Below are 22,007 nucleotides of genomic sequence, written 5' to 3' on the forward strand. Positions count from 1 at the left end.
AATACCCACTAGAGAAAGGGTAGAGAAAATCCAAGTACGACTGATTACGCCAAAGTTACTGTGTTGAATCATTTCTTGATGCTGCATATGTCTCTCCTTGAGAACATGATGGTGTAACTACAATATATCGGCTTTTCGCCAAAAGCAGCAAGCACATTAATATTAACCTTTTATGACAGCATCAAGAATATTCTGTAATCATTCACCTCTCTGATAAAACAGAAAGTTATGCTCGACTGGTCGTCGAAAGCAGTGCACCAGCCCCAATAAAGACACCTCCAGTGACACGATTAAAGACCTTAGCTCGACCTTTCGCAAACAACCAATTTGACGACTTCGCGCCCAAGTAGGCGTACACCAGTAACCAAGACAATTCCATGACTGCGAAGGTCAAAGCAAACACGGTAAACTGTGGTAAGAGCGCAATTGAGGGATCAATAAACTGTGGGAAAAGTGCGGTAAAAAACAGGATAGCTTTGGGGTTACTCGCGCCAACAATAAAGCCACTTAGGTAATGCTGCGCAGCACTTTCTTTGACAGATCGAGAGCCGCCTTGTTGATCCGGTAACTTGTCATAATCTTGTTGGCTAGAGCGCAGAGATTTCCAGCCAAGGAAGATAAGGTAAGCCGCACCTGTCCATTTTATGACATTAAATACCACTTCAGACGAAGCAATAATTACCCCTAGCCCGGTAAACGATAAGGTTAAAATGCCAGTAATCGCAGTTAAGCTCCCCAACGCGGTAAACATCGATAATTTAAAGCCAGATTGCACACCTTTGGTCATGCACAATAGAGAACTTGGGCCAGGTGATGCCGTTAAGATCAGCACCGCTAATAAATAATAAATCCATGTATCAAAGCTCATCGTGAATCCTCCTTAACTCACTAAAACGACTAAATATTAAACACCAATATGTAATAAGCCCTCACATTAATCAACTAAATATTGCGCTGAACTTCTTCGATATAAATGCAAAAATCTTTAATCTAGGCAATAAAAAACGCCATGCATTGCTGCATGACGTTTAAATAAAAACGTTTCAAATCGAACGTCTTACTCAGTTTCAGGTTCTAAGCTTACAGCCCGATGACCGGATCATTCGCTTAATAGCTACAAACTAGTCTTTGTAGATAGAGAACTCATCAGCGCAAGCAACAAGCTGCTCACGAGTGATCATGAATACGCCATGACCACCGTTAGAGAATTCAATCCAAGTGAATGGAATCTCTGGGTACTGATCCATCATATGAACCATTGAGTTACCTACTTCACAGATAAGAATACCGTCGTCAGTTAGGTAGTCTGGTGCATTAGCTAAGATGCGACGAACCAATTTCAGACCGTCTGTACCCGCTGCTAGGCCAAGTTCTGGCTCGTGAGTAAACTCATCTGGCAGGCTGTTCATATCTTCTTCGTCCACGTAAGGTGGGTTAGATACGATCAGGTTGTATTTCTCTTTTGGCAAATCACGGAAAAGATCTGAACGGATTGGGAACACTTGCTGCTCCATGCCGTGATCTTGAACGTTCTGCTCTGCAACTTGCAATGCGTCTGTAGAGATATCAATCGCATCTACTTCAGCGTCAGGGAATGCGTGAGCACAAGCAATAGCGATACAACCACTACCCGTACACATATCCATGATGCGAGTTGGCTCTTCAGTTAACCAAGGTTGGAATTGAGCTTCGATCAGCTCACCAATTGGCGAACGAGGCACAAGAACACGTTCATCAACGAAGAACTCAAGACCACAGAACCAAGCTTTGTTGGTTAGGTAAGCCGTTGGTGTACGATCATTAATACGCTTGATTACGCGCTCAACAATACGTAGACGTTCGCTGCTCGTTAGACGAGAGTTCATCACATGCGAAGGAACATCAATCGGCAGATAAAGAGTAGGTAAGATAAGTTGTACTGCCTCATCCCACGCGTTATCAGTGCCGTGACCATAAAATAGGCCCGCTGCGTTAAAGCGGCTAACAGTCCAACGAATCACATCTTGAAGCGTGTGTAGTTCTGATACCGCTTCTTCTACAAAAATCTTATCCAAAATTGTCTCCGAAAAGCGCTACAATACTGCTAATTACGTTTCTAATTAGAATTCATAACCTGATGAGCAAAAAAGACACCGACTTCGATGACGATTTCGCCCTGTTCAACGATGCAGTAAAGGGCGTTAAAAAGTTGCAACAGGATACCATAGTCCAGCAGCCAAAAAGAAATGCCAAGCAAAAAGAAATTACTCGAACGGCAAGACAAGCCAGTGATAGCGAGTTTTATTTCTCGGATGAGTTCATTCCGCATCTTAGCGAAGACGGCCCAACACGCTATGCGCGTGATGATGTCTCTAAATATGAGGTCAAGCGCCTACGTCGTGGTGTCTACGTGCCTGACGTGTATCTCGATATGCATGGTATGACTCAACAAGAAGCCAAACGTGAGCTTGGCGCAATGATTGCGCACTGCGTGAAAGAGAGCGTGGCGTGTGCCTGTGTTCAGCACGGTATCGGTAAACACATCCTTAAACAGAAGGTGCCTTTGTGGTTAGCACAGCACCCAGATGTGATGGCTTTCCACCAAGCACCGTTAGAGTTTGGCGGCAATGGCGCGCTGTTAGTCTTGCTTTCGGTTCCTGAGAAATAATTCTGGTTTACGAATTCTCTCTCACCAAAAAACAACAAAGGGCATCCCAATCATATTGAGATGCCCTTTCTAATTGTCTGCAACTTTGTCATCAAACAGAGCTCAACGAGCTTATGGATTGATGTTCCAAAGCAACTCACCTTTTTGTGTCTCAAGGTTGAAGTCGATACACGCTAAGCCCGAAGTGGGAAACATAGGCGGCGCCATGCCTGTTGCAAACTCTGCCGTTAGGTAGCCCACTAGAGGTAAATGAGAAACAAATAAAATGGTCTCTAGTTTTTCTACTTCAGCCATTGCCAAGGTCAAATCAAACACATCGTCGGACATTCCATAAGGCGTAATGTCATCACAGGTTTCGACTTTCTTGCCAGAAAACGCCTGAGAGATCTCTAACCACGTTTCTTGTGCCCTTAAATATGGACTCACCAGCACTTTATCGAATTGACTAATCCCCTGCTCATTTGCAGCTTGTGCCACTGCAAGAGAAGCCATTTTCCCGCGCTTGGTCAACGCTCGTTCTGCATCCGAGTCCGCAAAATGCTCTGCTTCACCGTGGCGCATAATGAATATTTTCATGTTCAATCCTGTCTACGTAACATTTCGAAAGTCGATATATCCCATATCAGCGATACGCTACTTAGCGTTTGGCCCTCAATCCAGAGGGAGCCGCAGTCTATATAAATAATTATATCAAGTCACTTGCTAAAGAGTTCGACTTTCTTAACAATCTTGTTAAAAGAAAATAAATTACTGATAAAAATCGATAAAAGTGATGTAGAAATCGCCAAAAAGCACTTCATATCCCAAAATATGATTACAAGGTTTGCACGCCGAATCATCGGGTACATAATTTAAAAACCACCTTCTCTGGAGATGCTCCTGTGCACTTAAGCCCAAATGATGAACATCAATACCGTTACATAACCTTAAATAACGGGTTACGCGTACTGTTAGTTCAGGACCAAAATGCTCAAAAAGCAGCAGCCGCATTAGCCGTTAATGTGGGGCACTTTGATGACCCTACAGACCGAGAGGGTTTAGCTCACTACTTAGAGCATATGCTATTTTTGGGAACTGAAAAGTATCCAAAGGTCGGAGAGTTCCAAAGTTTTATCAGCCAACATGGCGGCAGCAACAATGCTTGGACGGGAACAGAGCACACCTGCTTCTTTTTTGACGTTGAGTTGAATGCGTTTGAAACCGCACTCGATCGCTTCAGCCAATTTTTCACTGCTCCCCTGTTCAACGAAGAAGCATTAGATAAAGAACGCCAAGCCGTTGATTCAGAATATAAGATGAAACTCAACGACGATTCTCGACGCTTGTACCAAGTTACCAAAGAACTAGTGAACCACAATCACCCATTCTCGAAGTTTTCTGTCGGTAATATCGATACGTTGGGCGACAGAAACGGCGAGACGATTAGACAAGAGATCTTATCGTTCCACCAGCAACAATATTCTGCAGACCTAATGACACTGACGCTGTCTGGCAATCAATCCTTAGATGAAATGCAAGGCTGGGTTGAGGATCGTTTTAGCTCGATTACCAATCACAACCTGCAAGGAAAAAAGGTTGAAGTACCGATTGTTGGCGAATTAAGCACCGGCGTTCAAGTTCGTGTTGAGCCGATTAAAGAAGTACGCAAACTGATTTTAACCTTCCCTATGCCAAGCATGGACGAACACTACGGCATTAAACCATTGTCGTTCTTTGCCCACCTTTTAGGATATGAAGGGGAAGGCAGTTTGATGATGCAGTTGAAAGAGAAAGGTTGGATTACTTCTCTCTCAGCAGGTGGTGGCGCAAGTGGCAGTAACTATCGTGATTTCACAGTCAGTTGTTCATTGACCATCGAAGGTTTAACCAAAACCGATAACATCATCCAAGCGGTATTCCAATACATCAAGTTGATTGAGCAACAAGGTATTGAAGAGTGGCGTTACCTAGAAAAGCGTGCCGTTTTAGAGTCAGCTTTCCGCTTTCAAGAACCAGCAAGACCACTTGATGTAGTGAGTCACCTGGTGATCAACATGCAGCACTACCAAGAGCAAGATGTGGTGTATGGCGATTACAAGATGTCGCATTTCGATGACGAATTACAGCGTTCTTTGCTCCCTTACTTAAACGTCGACAACATGCGTGCGACCATTGTTGCTCAAGGGTTCGAGTATGACAGAGAAGCGAAGTGGTATTTTACGCCCTACTCAGTCACTCCTTTCAGCGCAGAACAGGTTCAGAGCTTTACGTGCATCAACCCCGGTTGGCAGTTCGAGCTGCCAAGCAAAAATCCGTTTATTTGCTACGACTTAGATCCGGCAGAGCTCGAAGGCGACGCTAAACACCCACAACTGTTAGAAGAGTTGGACGGCTTTAAGCTATGGCACCTGCAAGACCATCAATTTCGAGTTCCGAAAGGTGTGGTGTATATCGCCATCGATAGCCCGCACTCAGTGGCTAGCCCTAGAAACATCGTCAAAACACGCTTATGTGTAGAGATGTTCTTAGATTCTCTGGAGAAAGATACGTATCAGGCTGAAATTGCAGGTATGGGTTACAACATGTATACCCACCAAGGTGGTGTCACACTGACTCTGTCTGGATTCAGCGAAAAGCAGCCACAATTGCTCAATATGATCCTTGAACGCTTTCAAGCACGCGACTTTAGTCCAACACGCTTCGAAACAATTAAGCATCAATTGCTAAGAAACTGGAATAACGCGTCGCAAGATCGTCCTATTTCGCAACTGTTCAATGCAATGACAGGCATCTTACAGCCCAACAACCCTCCTTATGCGGTGTTGATTGAAGCGCTAGAGACGATTGAAGTCGATGAGCTCTCCTCATTTGTTCAATCCATTTTGGCTGAGCTTCATGTTGAGATGTTTGTTTATGGTGATTGGCGACAAGCAGACGCTCACAAAATGGCTGAAACACTCAAGGATGCCCTACGAGTTCAAGATCAGGCTTATGAAGAGTCACTACGTCCGCTAATCATGTTGGGTGAAAACGGCAGCTTCCAGCGTGAAGTGGTGTGTAACCAAGATGATTCAGCAATCGTGGTTTATTATCAATGCCCAGATATTTCGCCTAAAAATATTGCGCTGTATTCACTGGCAAACCATTTGATGTCGGCTACTTTTTTCCATGAGATACGAACCAAGCAACAGCTAGGTTACATGGTAGGCACAGGCAATATGCCGCTCAACCGACACCCAGGTATTGTGTTGTACGTGCAATCGCCTAATGCAGCCCCTGCTGACTTGTTAGCCTCAATAGATGAGTTCCTCAATGCTTTTTATATGGTGTTGTTAGAGCTAAATGACTACCAATGGCACAGCAGTAAACGCGGCCTATGGAATCAGATCTCAACGCCAGATACCACCTTGCGCGGTCGTGCTCAACGCCTATGGGTTGCAATAGGCAATAAGGATCTTGAGTTCAACCAAAGAGAGCGTGTATTGGAAGACCTTAAGGGGTTAACTCGTTCGGACATGATGCGTTTTGTGGTGAGTCAGCTAAAACCTCGTACAGCGAATCGTCTGATTATGCACGCACATGGTAATGCTCATCAGGACGAAGAAAAGCTATCCGCAGGTGTGGAAATAGGCTCGATTGATGAGTTTCAGTTACGGCCCAAAGATACTGAACTTGGTTAGTCATTCCTAACAGAAAATCAGAAGGTTGATGTGCGAGCATCAACCTTTTTTATTGGATGCAGTTTAAAAGCAGATCTCCTATTACGCTCCTTCGTCGCTTTAGGAGATGACGGTACAGCAGAGTCGATATTCTCCCCAAGGAACTTATGTGCTACCAATGACTACCCATTCCCGACAAGAAGGAACAACTGAGTCGGGAATCTCTTTCTTTTTGCACGTCCCCATAAAAAATAAAGCCCGCATCAATCGTTTGATACGGGCTTCATAATCAATGTACTAGAAAGTTACTTCTAGAGAGAGTTACTTGTAAAAAGACTCATCCAAACCAGCACGTGTCAGTAGGCCATCACATGGCGCGAAACGATCACCATACTTCACAGCAAAATCGTTCATCATCTCAACCAGTGACTTAATACCAATTTGGTCCATATAACGGAACGGACCACCTAAGAATGGCGGGAAACCGATACCAAAAATAGCACCAATATCGCCATCACGAGGGCTACGGATAATGCCATCATCTAGACAACGAACCGCTTCATTCAACATAGGTAACACACAACGCATTGCGATGTCGTTATCACTTAGCTTAGGTTCAGGTTGCAGCTTAAGCAGCTTGTAAACTGACTTATCGACTTCCTTCTTCTTCCCTTTGTAGGTATAGAAACCCTTACCACTCTTGCGGCCTTTGCGGTTGTCGTTCAGAAGAATGTCGAACACATCAGGGCCTTGGAAACGATCGCCTAACTCATTCACTAAAATAGGAATGATCTTAGCTCCGATATCAACACCCACCTCATCTAGTAATGTGATAGGGCCAACCGGGAAACCGAAGTCCAATAACGTGCTGTCGAGCTTTTCAATCGGCTCGTTTGCTAGCAGTAAATGCGCAGCTTCATTCATGTACGGAGCAAGAATACGGTTCACGTAGAAGCCAGCCGTATCTTTCACAACAATCGGCGTTTTACCTTGCTTCTTCGCTAATGCAACCACCGTCGAGATCGTCTCTTCTGACGTTGTTTCATGAGGAATAACTTCAACCAGCGGCATTTTCTCTGCTGGGCTGAAGTAGTGAAGACCGACAACGTTTTCTGGTCGCTGCGCCTTCTCTGCAATCTTATGGATTGGCAATGAAGAAGTGTTTGTCGCGAAGATAGTCTCTGGCTTAGCATTGGCTTCAATATCTGCAACCATTGATTGCTTGAGGTCGAGATCTTCAAATACCGCTTCAATCACCACATCGGTGTGGTTAAAACTCGTGAAGTCGATACCACCAGAAAGCTGAAGCATCTTACTTTCAAGGCCCGCTCTGCTCAGAATGCGGCGCTTACGCTGCTTATCGAACAACTTGAAGTTGTAGTTAAGCGCGTTCAACACACCTTCATTTGATACGTCTTTAATGCGCACAGGCACTTTCGCCTTAGCAACACTGACATGGCTGATGCCTGCGCCCATAAGACCACCGCCCAGCACACCAACACGCTTAACCGCTTTGGGTTCTGCGTCTGCGCCGTGCTCTTTTTTCATTTCCGTAGTCGCAAAGAAAATCGAACGAAGGGCTTTAGATTCAGAAGTCATAACCAGTTCTGAGAAACGCTTCGCTTCATACTGAAGGCCTTTGTCAAAGCCGTTCTCAAGGCCATAACGAATGACATCTAGAATCGCATCTGCTGCTGGGTAATTTCCGCGTGTTTTCTGATTTGTCTTCTTAGAAGCTTGTTCAAAAATCACTTTACGACCAAGGCCGTTACGTGAAATCAGCTTTTCTTTGGTCGACGCTTGGCTTTTCGATGCTAGACGCTTACCTTTTTTACTGCCCGTATTCTTTTCAACAAAGCTTTTAGCGACTTCAAGCAGTATTGTTTCAGGTACACAAGCATCCACAACACCAAGCGATTTCGCTTTCTTAGCGCGCAGTTGCTTGCCCGTAAGGATTAGGTCGAGCGATGGTAACAAACCGATAAGGCGAGGCAGACGCTGTGTACCGCCAGAACCCGGCAATAAGCCTAATTGTACTTCTGGCAGACCAAGACGAGTCTTATCTGAATCGGTACATACACGGTAATCACACGCCAGTGCGAGCTCTAAACCACCACCTAAACATGGGCCATGAATCGCTGCGACCACTGGGTACGGCAGTTCAGACAGAGTTTGGAACATCTCCTGCCCTTGGCGAGCCAGAGACTGTGCTTCGTCAGCCGTTTTACACGCATCAAGCATTCGAACATCAGCGCCAGCAATAAAGTTATCAGGCTTAAGAGAATGAACAATTAGCCCTTTAACGCGGCTTTGCTTCTCTTTTAACTGCTCAAAGATCGCTTTCATCTCTTCAGCAAAAGCCGCTTGTAGCGTGTTCATTTTCTCGCCTGGTACATCAATCGCTAGCCAAGCAATGTCTTGGTCATCGATGTTAAGAGAGAATGCAGTCGCTTTCTTTTTCGGTGCTTCAGTCACTGGAGTTGAATCCACGTTAGTGACTGCTTCTTTTTCTGTTGTTGCATCAAGAGTCGTAGACATTATTCTACCTCCAAGATCATTGCTGCACCTAAACCACCAGCAGCACATGCTGTATTCAGTGCTAAGCCGCCACCGCGACGTTTTAATTCACGTAATGTTTGAGTCATCATACGCGCACCAGTTGCTGCGAACGGGTGGCCGTAAGCAATTGAACTGCCCAGCACGTTGAACTTATCCATATCAATCTCACCGATCGCTTTGTCACGGCCAAGGTTCTTCTGTGCGAACTCATCACTCGCAAACATTTTCACATTCGCTAGAACTTGAGCTGCGAATGCTTCATGCATCTCGATAAGCGTAAGGTCCGATAGTTCTAAGCCAGTGTTTTTCAATACTTGCGAGGTAGCGTACGTTGGTCCCATCAGCATATCCGTTTCAACACCAATAGCTGAGAACGCATAGCCACGAATATAACCCAGTACTTCTAAGCCTAGCTCTTTCGCTTTGCCTTCGCGCATCAACATCACCGCAGCGCCGCCATCAGTCAGCGGCGTTGCATTCGCAGCGGTCACACTGCCGTATTTTCTATCGAAAGCAGGACGAAGCTTAGCGTAGCCTTCAACCGTTGAGTCATGACGAATGTTGTTATCTTCCGCTAGGTACTTTTTGTACGGTGCCGGAAATGCCGTCATTACTTCGTCTTTAATCTTGCCTTCTTTCCATGCTTGAGAAGCCAAAGAGTGAGAACGGTGAGCAAGTGCATCTTGAGCTTCACGAGTAATACCGTGTGTCTTAGCCATCTGCTCAGCAGTTTGTCCCATGGATAAACCGGTCGAATATTCAGCAACGGCAGGCGGTACTGGCATCAAATCTTTTACTGAAAGTGTTTTGAGAATTTTCAGTTTTTGGCCCATGGTTTTGGTTTTGCTCAGTGCTAATAAATTTGCAGCTAGCTTTTTGGAAACGCCAATAGGCAATACAGAAGAAGAATCGGCACCACCAGCAATACCGACATCAATCGTGCCAGCCATAATGCTTTCGGTCACGTTGACTGCTGCTTGAAAGCTGGTCGCACACGCTCGAGTCACACTGTAAGCATCGGTATTGATATCCATACCGGTACCCAACACTATTTCACGCGCGATGTTTGGTGCTTCTGGCATCTGAACAACTTGGCCGAACACGACTTGTTCGATTAGCGCAGGATCGACATCAGTTCTTGCGAGCATTTCACTCACAACCATTTTGCCTAAGTCGACCGCAGGCACTTGGCTAAATTCTGTGCTCTGACGAGCGAATGGGGTTCGTAATCCAGCGACAACGGCAACACGTTCTCCAGAACGCGTTTTGACTTCCTGTTTGCCCATGGTTTCTCCTTAAAGTTAAGAGGTCTGACCTGAAACATTGTAAAGAAGTTGTTAATTAAATCAAACGAGCGTTTAAATAAACGTGATACGAGTATCTCACTGTTTGAAAATATAACTGCACATTCAGGCGAACCTTTTTGGGTGAAAGGTTGTCGTAAGAGACTAAACTATTGTAAGCAAAGACTGTTATAGCGGTGTAGGAGATTGGTTTTCTCGAGGCAAAAAAAAAACCACACAAAGCTGTGTGGTCGGAATGTGTATAAAGCAATTAACTTGACGCCAATTGAAAATAATCAGTTTCCTGATTAGGAGAAAGTAAAGTCAGCCTTCAAAAGGAAGTGTCGTCTTGCTCAACATGCTAGCCACGAATGACTAACTAGACGACAAGGTGTACTATAACTTTTTCAGGGTCTTAGATTTTGAAGTAGATCAATTTTAATGTGATTTTACGAATTCCAGCCGCCGTTCGCTCTAAAGACGAAACAGACTATAAACGAAGCACAACGTATAGAGGACAGCTATACGCAGAGCAATTATGGAGGCTCGTGTGTCAATAATAAAAATGTTTGGAAAGAAAAAAGCCAAGCGTCCGGTCAACTCTGATATGGACAAACAAAGAAAATACGAAGCACTCGTACGTGCCTATCACCGTGACCTCTTTCGCTACGCCTATTGGTTATGCAAAGACAAAAGCATTGCCGAAGATTTAGTGCAAGAAACTTGCCTTCGTGCATGGAAGTCACTCGATAGCCTTCAAGATGAAAAAGCCGCTAAATCTTGGCTGATTACCATCTTGAGACGCGAGAACGCTCGACGTTTTGAACGCAAACAGTTTGATCTGGTTGATATCGACGATCACGGTAACGATGCTAGTGTCAGTGATGACCCGCACCATCAGCATCAGTGGTTGCAAGCCCAGATCATGAAACTTGAAATTGATTACCGTGAACCTCTCTTCTTGCAAGTGATTGGTGGTTTTAGTGGTGATGAGATTGCCGATATTCTCGATCTCAACAAAAACACGGTGATGACACGTTTATTCAGAGCTCGAAATCAGTTGAAAGAGCTGTTGGATACAGAAGAGGCAGAGAGGGGGCAACATAATGGATGATTTGGAATTTCGTCGTCGTGTATTGTCGGAACCTAAACAACGTACACAAGATATTGTTGATGCGGCCGCGAATAGCGAAGCCAATAGTAACTTCTTAGACGATGTACTAGCGCTTGATAAACAGATCCACTCTGCAATGAATGTGGATGTGCCAGACGATCTTGCTGATCGCATTCTGTTCAATCAGACCTCAAGCGAAGAAAGCAAAGTGGTAAGGCCGACTTTTGCTCGACGAGCAATGGCGATGGCTGCCTCGGTAGCATTTGTAGCCGGTTTATTGGTTGGCCAAGTTAACTGGGGAAATGCACTCGTATCTCCCGCTCAAGCAAGTTTGGTCGATACCGCGATGAAACATGTGGTTGATGAAAAAAGCTTCGTTAGTTCTATCGATGAGCAGGTTACATCGCAGCAGATCAACGCCAAGATGAACCCATTTGCATATCAATTCGATGAGGCATTTCCTTATCACGTGTATTACTTGAACCATTGTGGTTTTGGTAAGTCCAATGCAATGCACATGGTCTTCCAAGGTGAGAAAGGTAAAGTAACTCTATTTTTAACTGGAATCCCAACAGACAAAGCCGTCGATTTTGACGAAAAAGGTATGTCTGGTTCAGTTACACCAATCGATAACAGTAGCCTGATCCTTGTTGGTGAAGATGGTGAGGATGTTTCCAAAATCGCCGAAAATCTGACAAAAATGATCAAACCGATGAGCTAATTCGCTCTTAAAGCCCCGTCACAAAAGGCCCAGCAATTATATTACTGATATTGCTGGGCTTTATTTATAAATAAACCGAAAAACCATTCACACCACCAATATCTCTAGAGTTAAAACTCTAAAAAACAGCATTTCGCACCATTTTCGTGCCAGATAGGCGTCATTTCCATAATTTTCCACTCAAAATTTCCAATGGTCGGATTTGTATATCGTATACTTGCGAATAGGATCAGCCACCATTGAGCAATTGCTCAAATTAATCGCCCTGTAGAGGCGGATATATAAAGGAATAAATGAATGACTACCAACAACACGCGTCTGTTTAAAAAGTCTCTTTTAGCAGTAACAATTACACTGGCGTCTTCGCAAGCGATGGCAGCAGGTTTCCAACTTAACGCACAATCAGCTACCGGCATCGGCCGTGCTTTCGCTGGTGATGCAGTAATCGCAGATAACGCGTCAGTAATGGCACGTAACCCTGCAGCAATGGCACTGTTTGACAAAACTGAGCTTTCTCTTGGTTTTGAAACAATCACTTCAATGATTGAAGTGAAAGATACTAGCTACAATACGCTTGGTGGCGCAATGCCAGTCGATAACGTTGATGATGTTGGTGATACTTCTGTAGCTCCAAACATTCACCTCATTGTTCCTGTTAATGAAAAGTTTGCTTGGGGTGTGAACGCTTACTCTAACTTCGGTACTAAAACTGAGTTTTCAGATGATTACCTAGCTAGTGAATATGGCGGTTTAACAGATGTAATGAGCATCAACTTCGGTCTTGCAGGCTCTTACCGTCTAAACGATCAATGGAGCTTTGGTGCCGGTCTTGACCTGATCTACGGTGAAGGCACAATGAAGCGTACTGCTGGTGTCGGCTTTGGCCCAGCCGCAGGACAAAAACTACTTGACGTAGATGGTGCAACTGGTTGGGCTGTTGGCTTTAACGTAGGTACAGTTTACGAGCTAGATGAAAACAACCGTTTTGGTCTATCTTACCGTTACAGCCCTGAGTTCACCGCGGAAGATGACAACGGTCAAGAAATCACACTGCCTCTACCAGATATGGCAGAGTTCTCTGGTTTCCACAAAATTGAAGACACTAAATTCGCTGTTCACTACTCTGTTCAATGGATTGGTTGGAGTGCATTCGACTCAATTGATTTTGAGAAGCTAGATCCTACTCAATCGACACTGGCTTACGCATTGAGCGGCGGCACAGGCGCGTACCAGAAAGATTACAAATGGCAAGATGGTTGGCACTACGCTATTGGTGGTACATACTACCTGAACACTGATTGGACGCTTCGTGCTGGTTACATGTACGACACAAGTGCACAAGATTCACTAACTTCTATCTCTGTACCAGATTCAGATCGTCAGTGGTTCTCTGCTGGTTTCACATACCACATTAATACCGATTCTAACGTAGACTTTGGTTTCACTTACCTACTAGGTGATGATACTAAAGTTGAAGAAAGCTTAGGCGCAACTTCTGTTAGCGCAACAACGCATGCTGATGCAATCCTACTAGGCCTGCAATACAGCCGCAGCTTCTAATAAAAGCTAGGTTATAAATACCCAAAGGGTCGCATTACGCGACCCTTTTTTATTTTCTAAACCACTGACCCGCATCAATTTAAGCTTACAACTGTAGCCTGCGCTAGCTACAAATGACTACAAGTGTACGCTCAAACCTCGCAACACAGCCGAAACATTCAGAATATTTACCTAATAATTAGTCACAATTGATTATTAAACCCCTAAAACACTGTTTTATTCGAATTTCATTTTTAAAGTAATGACTCTAAAAGTAGAATCACGCCACTAAATACTTATGATTCAGCGAACATAATAATGAAAATAAATAAGACTCTTCTATCTGCTGCAGTGGCAGTTGGACTACTTTCGACTTCTACCGTGACTCAAGCGGCAGGTTTTCAGCTAGCAGAATACTCAGCAACAGGCCTAGGCCGTGCATACGCGGGTGAAGCTGCAATGGCTGACGGTGCAGACGCACAATGGCGTAACCCTGCCATGCTGACTTATCTAGAAGGCACTCAGGTTTCTGTTGGTGCTATCTATGTTGACCCGAACATCGATATCGACGGTACTTCTACGTCTATGATGGGCAAAACAACTTCATCAAATTCTAGTGATTTTGCACACAGTGCAGTTATCCCAAACTTTTACGTTTCTCATAAGTACAACGAAAAATTTGCTTTAGGTTTTGCTGCTGGTACTAACTACGGTATGGAAACAGACCTAGGGAAAGACTTTGGTGGCGCTAACCATGGTAACGAAGCAAGTGTTACTACAATGGAGCTAAACCTTAATGCTGCATACCAAGTACTGGAGAGTGTTTCTCTTGGTGGTGGCATTCGTTACATTATGGCTGAAGGTAGCTTTGGTGCAGTATCTACAGCAAACTCGCTTGTTCCATTACCAGCAGGTACTCCTTTAAAATATATGGAAGGTGATGACACTGCATGGGGCTGGCAAATTGGTACAGCGTGGCAGATTAATGAAAACAACCGCCTTGGCTTTACTTACAAGTCAGAAGTTGATCTAACTCTAGAAGGTTATGCACAAGGCTTTGGTTTCAACCAAGCAAACCCGGCGGCGCACAAAAATGGTTCAATGGACCTTGCACTTCCAGCAACAGCAGAACTTGCGAGCTTCCACCAGCTAACAGAAAAAGTTGCAGTTCACGCGAGTGTTAACTGGACAAACTGGAGCAGCTTTAAAGAACTTGTAGCGGATTTCCCTGGTGAAAACAGCGTTGAGATCAAGCAAGAGAACTGGGAAGACAACTACCGCTTTGCAATTGGTACGACTTACCAAATGACACCAAAACTGGCTCTGCGTTCTGGTATTGCTTACGACACTTCGGCAGTAAGCGAAGAGCACCGCACTGCGACTATCCCAGAAACAGATCGTACTTGGCTGAGCATTGGTGCAGGCTACCAATGGTCTAAGCAGCTAACTCTAGATGCTGGTTTCACTTACATCCTAGCGAAAGACGCTAAAATGCATGAAACCGATGCTGCAGCAGATTTATTTGGTGGCAGCTTCGAAGGTGAAGTAACAGGTAGCATCTGGCTAGTAGGTATACAAGCTAACTACCGCTTCTAATCTACCTCCCTAAAAGTAGAAAGCATTAAAAAGGCTCGATGTTGCATCAACATCGAGCCTTTCTTTTATCGATTTTCTAAATCATGTTTCTAGTAATCTTCTAGATAACCATCGATCAAATCTTCTTCTTCAAGGTCGACCTCTTCAGGCTCGATCTCGGCTTTAAAGTCACGGCGTTGAATATATACATCACGCGTTAATGCGTATGGATCTGGAGAATCATCCAACAGCGCTTCTTGTGATACTAATTGAGCACGTGTTTCCATGCCTTCAAATGCCCATTTACCTAAGCTCGTCCAGAAGTTCAAGAAAGATAAAGGAACATACAAGCCATCGACGGTTTCAGTCACTTCTCGCGTTGTTAACGGCCCATAACCCGGCACCATGAAGTACGGACCATTCCCTACCCCATAATGACCAATCGCATCAGAGAACGACTTATCATCGTATTTGGTGATCCCCGCTTCGCTGGCAATATCGATTAAGCCTAACAAACCAATCGTTGAGTTGATCCAAAAACGGTTGAAATGGTCGAGTGCTTTTTCACCGTTGCCCATAATAAGGTTGTTCACCATGCTTGATGGCTCGTCTAAGTTGGCTAAAAAATTGGAGATACCAGAACGCACTGGCACAGGGGTGTAGTCAACATAAGCGAGGGAAACAGGGCGAACCAGATAAGGATCTAGATATTCGTAGTTGATATCCCACATCGCGCGGTTGAAGCCTTCAAAAGGATCATTCGGGTGGGACTCTTCGACGTATTCAGAGGTTTCGAGGTTATCATCGTTAACACTTTCGTCCGGCGCACTTGAACAACCCACCGTTAAGCTTGCGATAAAAAGTAAACTCGAGAGTCTTAAAACACTGACAGACATATCACCTTTTCCATAAGGAATAATAAAAAAGGCCAGCAATCGCTGACCTCAATTGTTTGCGTAAGTCTATACCGTTTATCAACAAATCGGAATAGCTAGCGCTTATGCAAAGTGATGATTAATATTGCTTATTGATATCAATGGTCACTGGAGCACCCAGTTCTACCACTTCACTTTCACCGTACCAATCACCGTCGCGAGTTGAAACGTTACCATCTGTATCAAGCCTAGCTCTAACCATGAGAGTTTCTAGGCTAGACAGTTCCTGCCCTTCCAACATGCTGTTGCCATCATCAAGCACAACAGTACGAGGGAAAGTCCCTAGTGGGTAACGAGCCGCAGCGATAGGCATTGGAGAACCATCAGCTCTGTGTACTGACACGATTAACACAGAGTTAGGATCTGCGTTCACATCAGCAGAAAGGTCTAGTGTTACAGCAACAGTCTTACCTTGGTCGACACCCATCGCGTCGCCCATTTTTTGCTGAGCACTTTCAATACTGCGCGAAAGCATTTCGTAGCGACTGTCTTGTGGACCAATCATTTGCTGCATGATACTCCAGTACTTCACTGCACCGGGATAGTCTTGACGCTCAAACGCATCAAACGCTAGCAGTGAGAACACGCGAAGGTCGACGTAGTCGTTTTGAATCAATCGGCTCAAAATCAAGCGAGCTTGGTTTTGATCAGTTTCATCAGGAGAAAGCATCAGTGCTTGCGCGAAACCTAACTGAACATCTTCATTCTTAGGTTCAAGCTTGTAAGCTCGTTCCATAGAATCTTTTGCTGTTTCAGCGTCGCGGTTAGCCAGTGCAATACGACCCAATAGCAACCAACCTGTTGAATCTTTTGGTTGGTAATGTAGACGGGTACGAAGCGCTAGAGTCAAATCTTCCAGTTCGTCATCCGTTAATGCACCGCCTTCCGATGACATTAGCTTTTTAGACAATTCAGGAAGGTTTGAGCTCACTTCTTGCCAGTGTTGAACTTTGTCCAATGCACCAAACTTAAAGTACATACCATAAGTCACAACCACGACAAGGATGATCGACGGTACAACCACACCAAGCGTTGAAATCTGAGTCTTCTTCATCTCTTGCTGAGCAGGTACATCATCCAGTAGAGACTGTTTCAAATCAGCGATCAGTTCTTGTTGATTATCAACAAGGCCTTCTTCTGCTTCTACTTCTAACTCGACAAGACGGTCTTTATAGAATGCTTTGTTCAACTCGTCGCGAAGCATTTCGTCATTGTTCGCCTTCTTATTAATGAAGGGTAGAACAATTAAGAAAATTGCCGCTAGCGAAAGGATAATGGTAGAAATCCAAAATAGAGTCATTACTTCTTATCTCCGTCGTTCTCTTCATCGAGTAACGCTTTTAAGCGAGCTTCTTTGTCTGCATCCCAGTCTTTATCTGACTCTACGGCTTTCGACTTTGATTTTCTGCTTCGTAAAATAATCAAACCGAAACCGAACACAACGACCGCAAATGGACCAATCCAAAGAATTGAAGTTGCCAGCGTCAGCGGCGGGTTATAAGTAACGAAGTTACCGTAGCGAGCAATCATGTAATCAATGATATCTTGCTTCGACTTACCGTCTTTTGTCATTTCGTACACTTTCTGGCGTAAGTCGACCGCAAGTTCAGCGTTCGAATCACCAATCGTGTTGTTCTGACATTTAGGGCAACGCAGCGTATTGCTCAACTCTTTGAACTGCTGTTCTTGATCCACAGTATCAAATTCATGAAATTCGATAGGCGCAGCCGCAACTGTCGCTGAGATTGCGAACGTAGCGAATAGCGTAATCAGTGCCTTTCTAATCATTTCGATTCCTCCAACAACTCTTGATACATCGGCTCAAGCGTCGATGCCCAGTTGGTTGGGTTCACATCACCGACATGGCGGTAACGAACCACGCCGTTGGCATCAATTAAGAAGGTCTCAGGTGCACCATATACGCCAAGGTCAAGACCCAGCATACCGTTGCCATCAAACAGACTGATAAGGTACGGGTTACCCAGTTCTTTTAACCAACCAACCGCTTTGTTGCGGTCATCTTTGTAGTTAAGACCAATGATCTTAACGCCTTGAGCTGCGAGCTTGTTCAGGTAAGAGTGCTCTGCGTAACAAGTAGGACACCAAGTTGCCCATACGTTAAGAAGCAGTGGCTCACCTTTAAAGATCGCTTGATCATGAAACTTACCTGGTTGTTCTAAGTCTTCTAGACCGAACTCAGGAACAGGCTTACCAATCAATACCGATTCAAGCTTAGTCGGGTCATCGCCCGACTGATTGCGCATCAATTGCGTTGCAAAGATTCCAGCGAGAACCATGAACGCAATCAAAGGAATGAATAAAATCTTCTTGTTCATTCGAATTAAGCCTCCTGCTCTTGAGCCGACTTTTTGGTTGGCTTACGGAAACGGTAACGACGGTCACTGATAGCAATAGCACCACCAATCGACATAATCAAAGAACCTGCCCAGATCCAACGTACAAATGGTTTGTAGTAGATACGTACAGCCCAAGATTTGTTGTCGTCTAAACGTTCACCCATTGCGATGTAAAGGTCGCGCGTTACGCCACGGTCAATCGCTGCTTCTGTCATCATAGACTTAGCTGTGGTGTAGAAACGTTTTTCAGCGTGAAGCGTGTTGATGTATTTGCCTTCTTTGGTAATTTCAAAGTCAGCAATATAACCATCGTAGTTAGGACCATCTTTGTCACGAACCCCTGTAAACAGGAAGCTGTATTCTTCAAGCTGGTAGCTTTCACCTGGCGCCAGACGTACATCGCGTTCGATGCTGTAGTTTTGCACCATCGCGATACCAATCACTGTCACGGCTAAACCAATGTGACCGCACATCATTGCCCAGTGGCTACGAGGTAGCTTAGTTAGACCTTTCAGGAATGTATGACGGTGAGTCGCACGCTCATGCAGCTCAAAGCCGTGCATGAAGATGATCCAGAACGCCATTACCCAACCAGCAAAAGCAGTACCACTGAAGCGGTCAGCCAGTAGAGCAACCATTAGCGCACTCAAGCCAAGTGAAAATGCACCTGAAATCAGCATTGGTTTAACAAGCTTAGATAGGTTGTCACGTTTCCAGCGGATCAGAGGACCGATACCAAGCAGGAACGAGAACGGGATCATTAACCAGAAGAACAACATGTCAAAGAATGGTGCACCGATAGATACCGAGCCCAAGCCTAACTGTTTGTGAACTAATGGCAGTAGCGTACCGACTAATACAACGACAAGCGCTGCAATCAATAAGATGTTGTTACCAAGCAATGCGTTTTCACGAGAAACCAAATCGAAGTTACCGCGAACACGAACCGATGCGCCTTTAACAGCGAACAACAGCAGTGAACCACCGATAACAAAGACTAGGAAACCTAGAATAAACATACCACGAGCAGGATCCGACGCGAATGCGTGAACCGATACCAAGATGCCCGAACGAACTAGGAATGTACCTAGTAAGCTTAGCGAGAATGCAGAGATAGCCAGCAGTACTGTCCAAGCTTTAAATGTGCCACGCTTTTCAGTTACCGCTAGTGAGTGCATTAGAGCAGTACCAGCCAACCAAGGCATGAATGAAGCGTTTTCTACTGGATCCCAGAACCACCAGCCACCCCAGCCAAGTTCGTAGTAAGCCCACCAAGAACCTAGTGCGATACCTACCGTTAGGAATAACCAAGCAGCGATTGTCCAAGGGCGAGACCAACGAGCCCATGCCGTATCTAAACGACCACTCATTAGAGAAGCGATTGCAAAAGAGAACGCTACCGAGAAACCTACATAACCCATGTAAAGCATTGGCGGGTGAATAATCAAACCCGGATCTTGCAGTAGTGGGTTCAAATCTCGCCCATCTACAGGGAAGAAAGGCAATGTACGTAGGAACGGGTTAGAGGTTACGATAATGAACAGCAAGAAGCCGACAGTAATCAAACCCATGATAGCCAGTACGCGAGCCACAGACTCTTGAGGCATACCACGGCTGAACGTCGCTACTGCAACCGTCCAACCTGCTTGGATAAGAACCCAAAGCAGTAATGAACCTTCGTGAGCGCCCCAAACCGCCGTGATTCGGTAGTACCAAGGCAGTTGGCTATTCGAGTTACTCGCTACATATTGAATCGTAAAATCATTTGTGTAGAACGCGTAACACAAGATAAAGAACGAAATCGCTAAGAATCCGAACATACCCCACGACAACGGTCGTGCGCTGTTCATCAATAATGTGTTATTTCGAGCGGCTCCATACAATGGGAGCACGCTTAGCAGCAATGCAAGTCCCAAAGACAGGATCATCGCAAAATGGCCGATCTCGGCTATCATTGAGCATTTCCTTCTTTTTGTTCAGTTGTGTATTGCAAAGGCTCATGAGTCTTCTTCATTGCTTCTGCAACTTCAGAAGGCATGTACTCTTCATCGTGCTTTGCCAACACCTCGAACGCTTCAATTGTCGTCGCATCTTTAAGGACACCCTGAGCAACAATACCTTGGCCTTCACGGAAAAGATCAGGAAGGATGCCATCATATAAAATCGTTACTTTAGGGCCTACATCTTGCAAATCAAAGCTTACACGTAGTGATTCATTGTCACGGCTTACAGAGCCGACTACGACCATGCCACCAATACGTAGGCGTTGACCAACTTCAGGTTTCTTACCATCTTTGCCGTTGACCAGCTCAGTTGGTGTGTAGAACAGATCCATGTTCTGGTTAAGTGCGTAAACCATCAATCCAACAGTCGCACTGATACCAAAAAAGATCGCTAAGACAATGCCCAGCCTCTTTTTACGTCTTGGGTTCATAGAGTGTTCTCCATATTTTTTGCTGCATCGATACGAGCTTGACGATCAATCTTAGCTTGTACTTCATTTAGTAATTGCTTACCACGACGAACGCTTACGACCAGTAAAATGATCATCGCGAGGAATGTGATTCCAAATGCACTCCATACATACGAGGCATAGCCTCCCATGGCAAAGAAATCACTCAAAGATTCAAAATACATAATTACCTACCCTACTACGCTTTTTCAGCCGCAAGCTTGCGAACCCATGGACGGTGACTTTCTTTACTGATGATTTCGTTACGGAAACGAACCATAGTCACAGCACCAAAGAAAAAAGCGAAGCCGAAGATGTTAAGAAGAAGCGGCCATAACATGTCACTTGAAATAGAAGGCTTGTCGAACTTAGTGATCGTCGCGCCTTGGTGAAGTGTGTTCCACCACTCTACTGAAAAGTGAATGATAGGTAGGTTGATGACACCAACGATAGCCAAAATGCCTGCCGCTTTGGCTGCTGTTTTTTGGTCGTCAAAAGCGTGGTGAAGTGCAATCACACCTAAGTATAAGAATAGAAGAATCAGCTCTGAGGTTAAACGCGCATCCCAAACCCACCAAGCACCCCACATTGGTTTACCCCAAACCGCGCCGGTTAGTAACGCAATGAAGGTAAACACAGCACCAATCGGTGCCATCGCCAGTGCAGCCATATCTGATAGCCTTACCTGCCATACCAAACCGATAAAGGCAGCAATCGCCATCGACATGTATACGCCCATCGACCAAATTGCAGACGGAACATGGATGTAGATGATACGGAAGCTATCGCCTTGTTGGTAATCAGAAGGCGCAAATGCAAGCCCCCACACGGTACCGACGGATAGACACAATAGCGCTAGGATCGAAAACCATGGCAAAAGTTTACCAGCAAGCTGATAAGAGGTTTCTGCTTTGGCATAGGGATGGAGCCATTTCCACATGTTGTAATCTCACTCTTACTTCATATTGCTTACAGCTATTAAAGCTATAATTATAATAATTTTATTTGTCTTGCTTTCAGTTTTACTGACTCTATGAGTCCAATCGACACGTTTGGTTCACATTGGCTATACGATAACGGAACCCCAATCAGTTCACACTCACTCTAAGTGCGGCACTGATCGCAAAAGGCGTCATAGTCATCGCACCCATTAACATTGCCCCAAGCACCGCCAATTGGCCGTTTTA

General features: G+C 44.9%; 19 protein-coding genes and 1 pseudogene. 6 read left to right on the forward strand and 14 right to left on the reverse strand.

What is annotated here, in order from left to right; translation table 11 throughout:
- Positions 1-226 precede the first annotated feature (226 nt).
- Together A142_RS06765 and prmB are read right to left on the reverse strand one after the other, a co-directional pair.
- Positions 227-868: a LysE family translocator gene (locus tag A142_RS06765; RefSeq protein WP_019824822.1), complete on the reverse strand. Its 642-nt coding sequence runs from the start codon at positions 866-868 to the stop codon at positions 227-229.
- A 253-nt stretch (positions 869-1,121) separates the two neighbouring features.
- A complete protein-coding gene (prmB, locus tag A142_RS06770; RefSeq protein ID WP_017060640.1) occupies positions 1,122-2,054 on the reverse strand; it encodes a 50S ribosomal protein L3 N(5)-glutamine methyltransferase in 933 nt (310 codons plus the stop codon).
- A gap of 62 nt (positions 2,055-2,116) precedes the next feature.
- Here prmB and smrB point away from each other — a divergent pair, with 62 nt between their 5' ends.
- Positions 2,117-2,647 (forward strand): endonuclease SmrB, encoded by a 531-nt coding sequence (gene smrB, locus A142_RS06775; RefSeq protein WP_017064096.1) that lies wholly within the window; start codon positions 2,117-2,119, stop codon positions 2,645-2,647.
- Between the two features lie 111 nt (positions 2,648-2,758).
- Here the strand turns inward: smrB and sixA are convergent, their stop codons facing one another.
- On the reverse strand, positions 2,759-3,223 hold the full coding sequence (sixA, locus tag A142_RS06780; RefSeq protein ID WP_019824826.1) for a phosphohistidine phosphatase SixA: 465 nt from the start codon (positions 3,221-3,223) through the stop codon (positions 2,759-2,761).
- A 305-nt stretch (positions 3,224-3,528) separates the two neighbouring features.
- Between sixA and A142_RS06785 the strand changes: the two genes are divergently transcribed.
- A complete protein-coding gene (locus tag A142_RS06785) occupies positions 3,529-6,306 on the forward strand; it encodes an insulinase family protein (RefSeq protein ID WP_019824828.1) in 2,778 nt (925 codons plus the stop codon).
- Positions 6,307-6,606: 300 nt separating this feature from the next.
- On the opposite strand, the gene fadJ is transcribed toward A142_RS06785, so the two are convergent.
- Together fadJ and fadI are read right to left on the reverse strand one after the other, a co-directional pair.
- Positions 6,607-8,823 carry a fatty acid oxidation complex subunit alpha FadJ gene (gene fadJ, locus A142_RS06790; protein ID WP_019824829.1) on the reverse strand — a complete coding sequence of 739 codons (2,217 nt, stop codon included), beginning with the start codon at positions 8,821-8,823 and terminating at the stop codon, positions 6,607-6,609.
- On the reverse strand, positions 8,823-10,130 hold the full coding sequence (gene fadI, locus A142_RS06795) for an acetyl-CoA C-acyltransferase FadI (protein ID WP_019824831.1): 1,308 nt from the start codon (positions 10,128-10,130) through the stop codon (positions 8,823-8,825). Before fadI ends, fadJ begins: the two co-directional genes overlap by 1 nt.
- Before the next feature lie 562 nt (positions 10,131-10,692).
- Here fadI and A142_RS06800 point away from each other — a divergent pair.
- The 4 genes from A142_RS06800 (at position 10,693) to A142_RS06815 (ending at position 15,097) form a co-directional block, all read left to right on the forward strand.
- Positions 10,693-11,241 (forward strand): sigma-70 family RNA polymerase sigma factor, encoded by a 549-nt coding sequence (locus tag A142_RS06800; protein WP_029405621.1) that lies wholly within the window; start codon positions 10,693-10,695, stop codon positions 11,239-11,241.
- Complete coding sequence (locus A142_RS06805) at positions 11,234-11,962, forward strand: DUF3379 domain-containing protein (RefSeq protein WP_019824835.1); 729 nt, start codon at positions 11,234-11,236, stop codon at positions 11,960-11,962. The genes A142_RS06800 and A142_RS06805 overlap by 8 nt, the downstream gene beginning before the upstream one ends.
- 297 nt (positions 11,963-12,259) lie before the next feature.
- The gene (locus tag A142_RS06810; RefSeq protein ID WP_019824837.1) at positions 12,260-13,522 is read left to right on the forward strand and encodes an outer membrane protein transport protein; all 1,263 of its coding nucleotides are present in this window, start codon (positions 12,260-12,262) and stop codon (positions 13,520-13,522) included.
- Between the two features lie 297 nt (positions 13,523-13,819).
- Positions 13,820-15,097: an outer membrane protein transport protein gene (locus A142_RS06815; protein ID WP_019824839.1), complete on the forward strand. Its 1,278-nt coding sequence runs from the start codon at positions 13,820-13,822 to the stop codon at positions 15,095-15,097.
- Positions 15,098-15,186: 89 nt separating this feature from the next.
- Here the strand turns inward: A142_RS06815 and A142_RS06820 are convergent, their stop codons facing one another.
- The 9 genes and pseudogenes from A142_RS06820 to A142_RS24710 form a co-directional block, all read right to left on the reverse strand.
- On the reverse strand, positions 15,187-15,972 hold the full coding sequence (locus A142_RS06820; protein ID WP_019824841.1) for an MlaA family lipoprotein: 786 nt from the start codon (positions 15,970-15,972) through the stop codon (positions 15,187-15,189).
- Positions 15,973-16,090: 118 nt separating this feature from the next.
- The gene (gene ccmI / locus A142_RS06825) at positions 16,091-17,311 is read right to left on the reverse strand and encodes a c-type cytochrome biogenesis protein CcmI (protein ID WP_019824843.1); all 1,221 of its coding nucleotides are present in this window, start codon (positions 17,309-17,311) and stop codon (positions 16,091-16,093) included.
- Entirely contained in the window at positions 17,311-17,799 is a 489-nt protein-coding gene (locus A142_RS06830; protein WP_019824845.1) for a cytochrome c-type biogenesis protein, read from the reverse strand. Before A142_RS06830 ends, ccmI begins: the two co-directional genes overlap by 1 nt.
- A complete protein-coding gene (locus A142_RS06835; RefSeq protein WP_019824846.1) occupies positions 17,796-18,347 on the reverse strand; it encodes a DsbE family thiol:disulfide interchange protein in 552 nt (183 codons plus the stop codon). Before A142_RS06835 ends, A142_RS06830 begins: the two co-directional genes overlap by 4 nt.
- 5 nt (positions 18,348-18,352) lie before the next feature.
- Positions 18,353-20,323, reverse strand: a complete 1,971-nt coding sequence (locus A142_RS06840; protein WP_019824848.1) for a heme lyase CcmF/NrfE family subunit — start codon at positions 20,321-20,323, stop codon at positions 18,353-18,355.
- The gene (gene ccmE / locus A142_RS06845) at positions 20,320-20,802 is read right to left on the reverse strand and encodes a cytochrome c maturation protein CcmE (RefSeq protein WP_019824849.1); all 483 of its coding nucleotides are present in this window, start codon (positions 20,800-20,802) and stop codon (positions 20,320-20,322) included. The genes A142_RS06840 and ccmE overlap by 4 nt, the downstream gene beginning before the upstream one ends.
- Positions 20,799-21,005, reverse strand: coding sequence for a heme exporter protein CcmD (gene ccmD, locus A142_RS06850; RefSeq protein WP_009848525.1), 207 nt, complete (start codon positions 21,003-21,005; stop codon positions 20,799-20,801). Before ccmD ends, ccmE begins: the two co-directional genes overlap by 4 nt.
- Before the next feature lie 14 nt (positions 21,006-21,019).
- Complete coding sequence (locus A142_RS06855; protein ID WP_017064107.1) at positions 21,020-21,760, reverse strand: heme ABC transporter permease; 741 nt, start codon at positions 21,758-21,760, stop codon at positions 21,020-21,022.
- A 148-nt stretch (positions 21,761-21,908) separates the two neighbouring features.
- Positions 21,909-22,007: pseudogene (locus A142_RS24710) on the reverse strand (heme exporter protein CcmB); the annotation flags it as partial.

The sequence above is a fragment of the Vibrio splendidus 12E03 genome, from assembly GCF_000272105.2.
Lineage (GTDB): Bacteria > Pseudomonadota > Gammaproteobacteria > Enterobacterales > Vibrionaceae > Vibrio > Vibrio splendidus_I.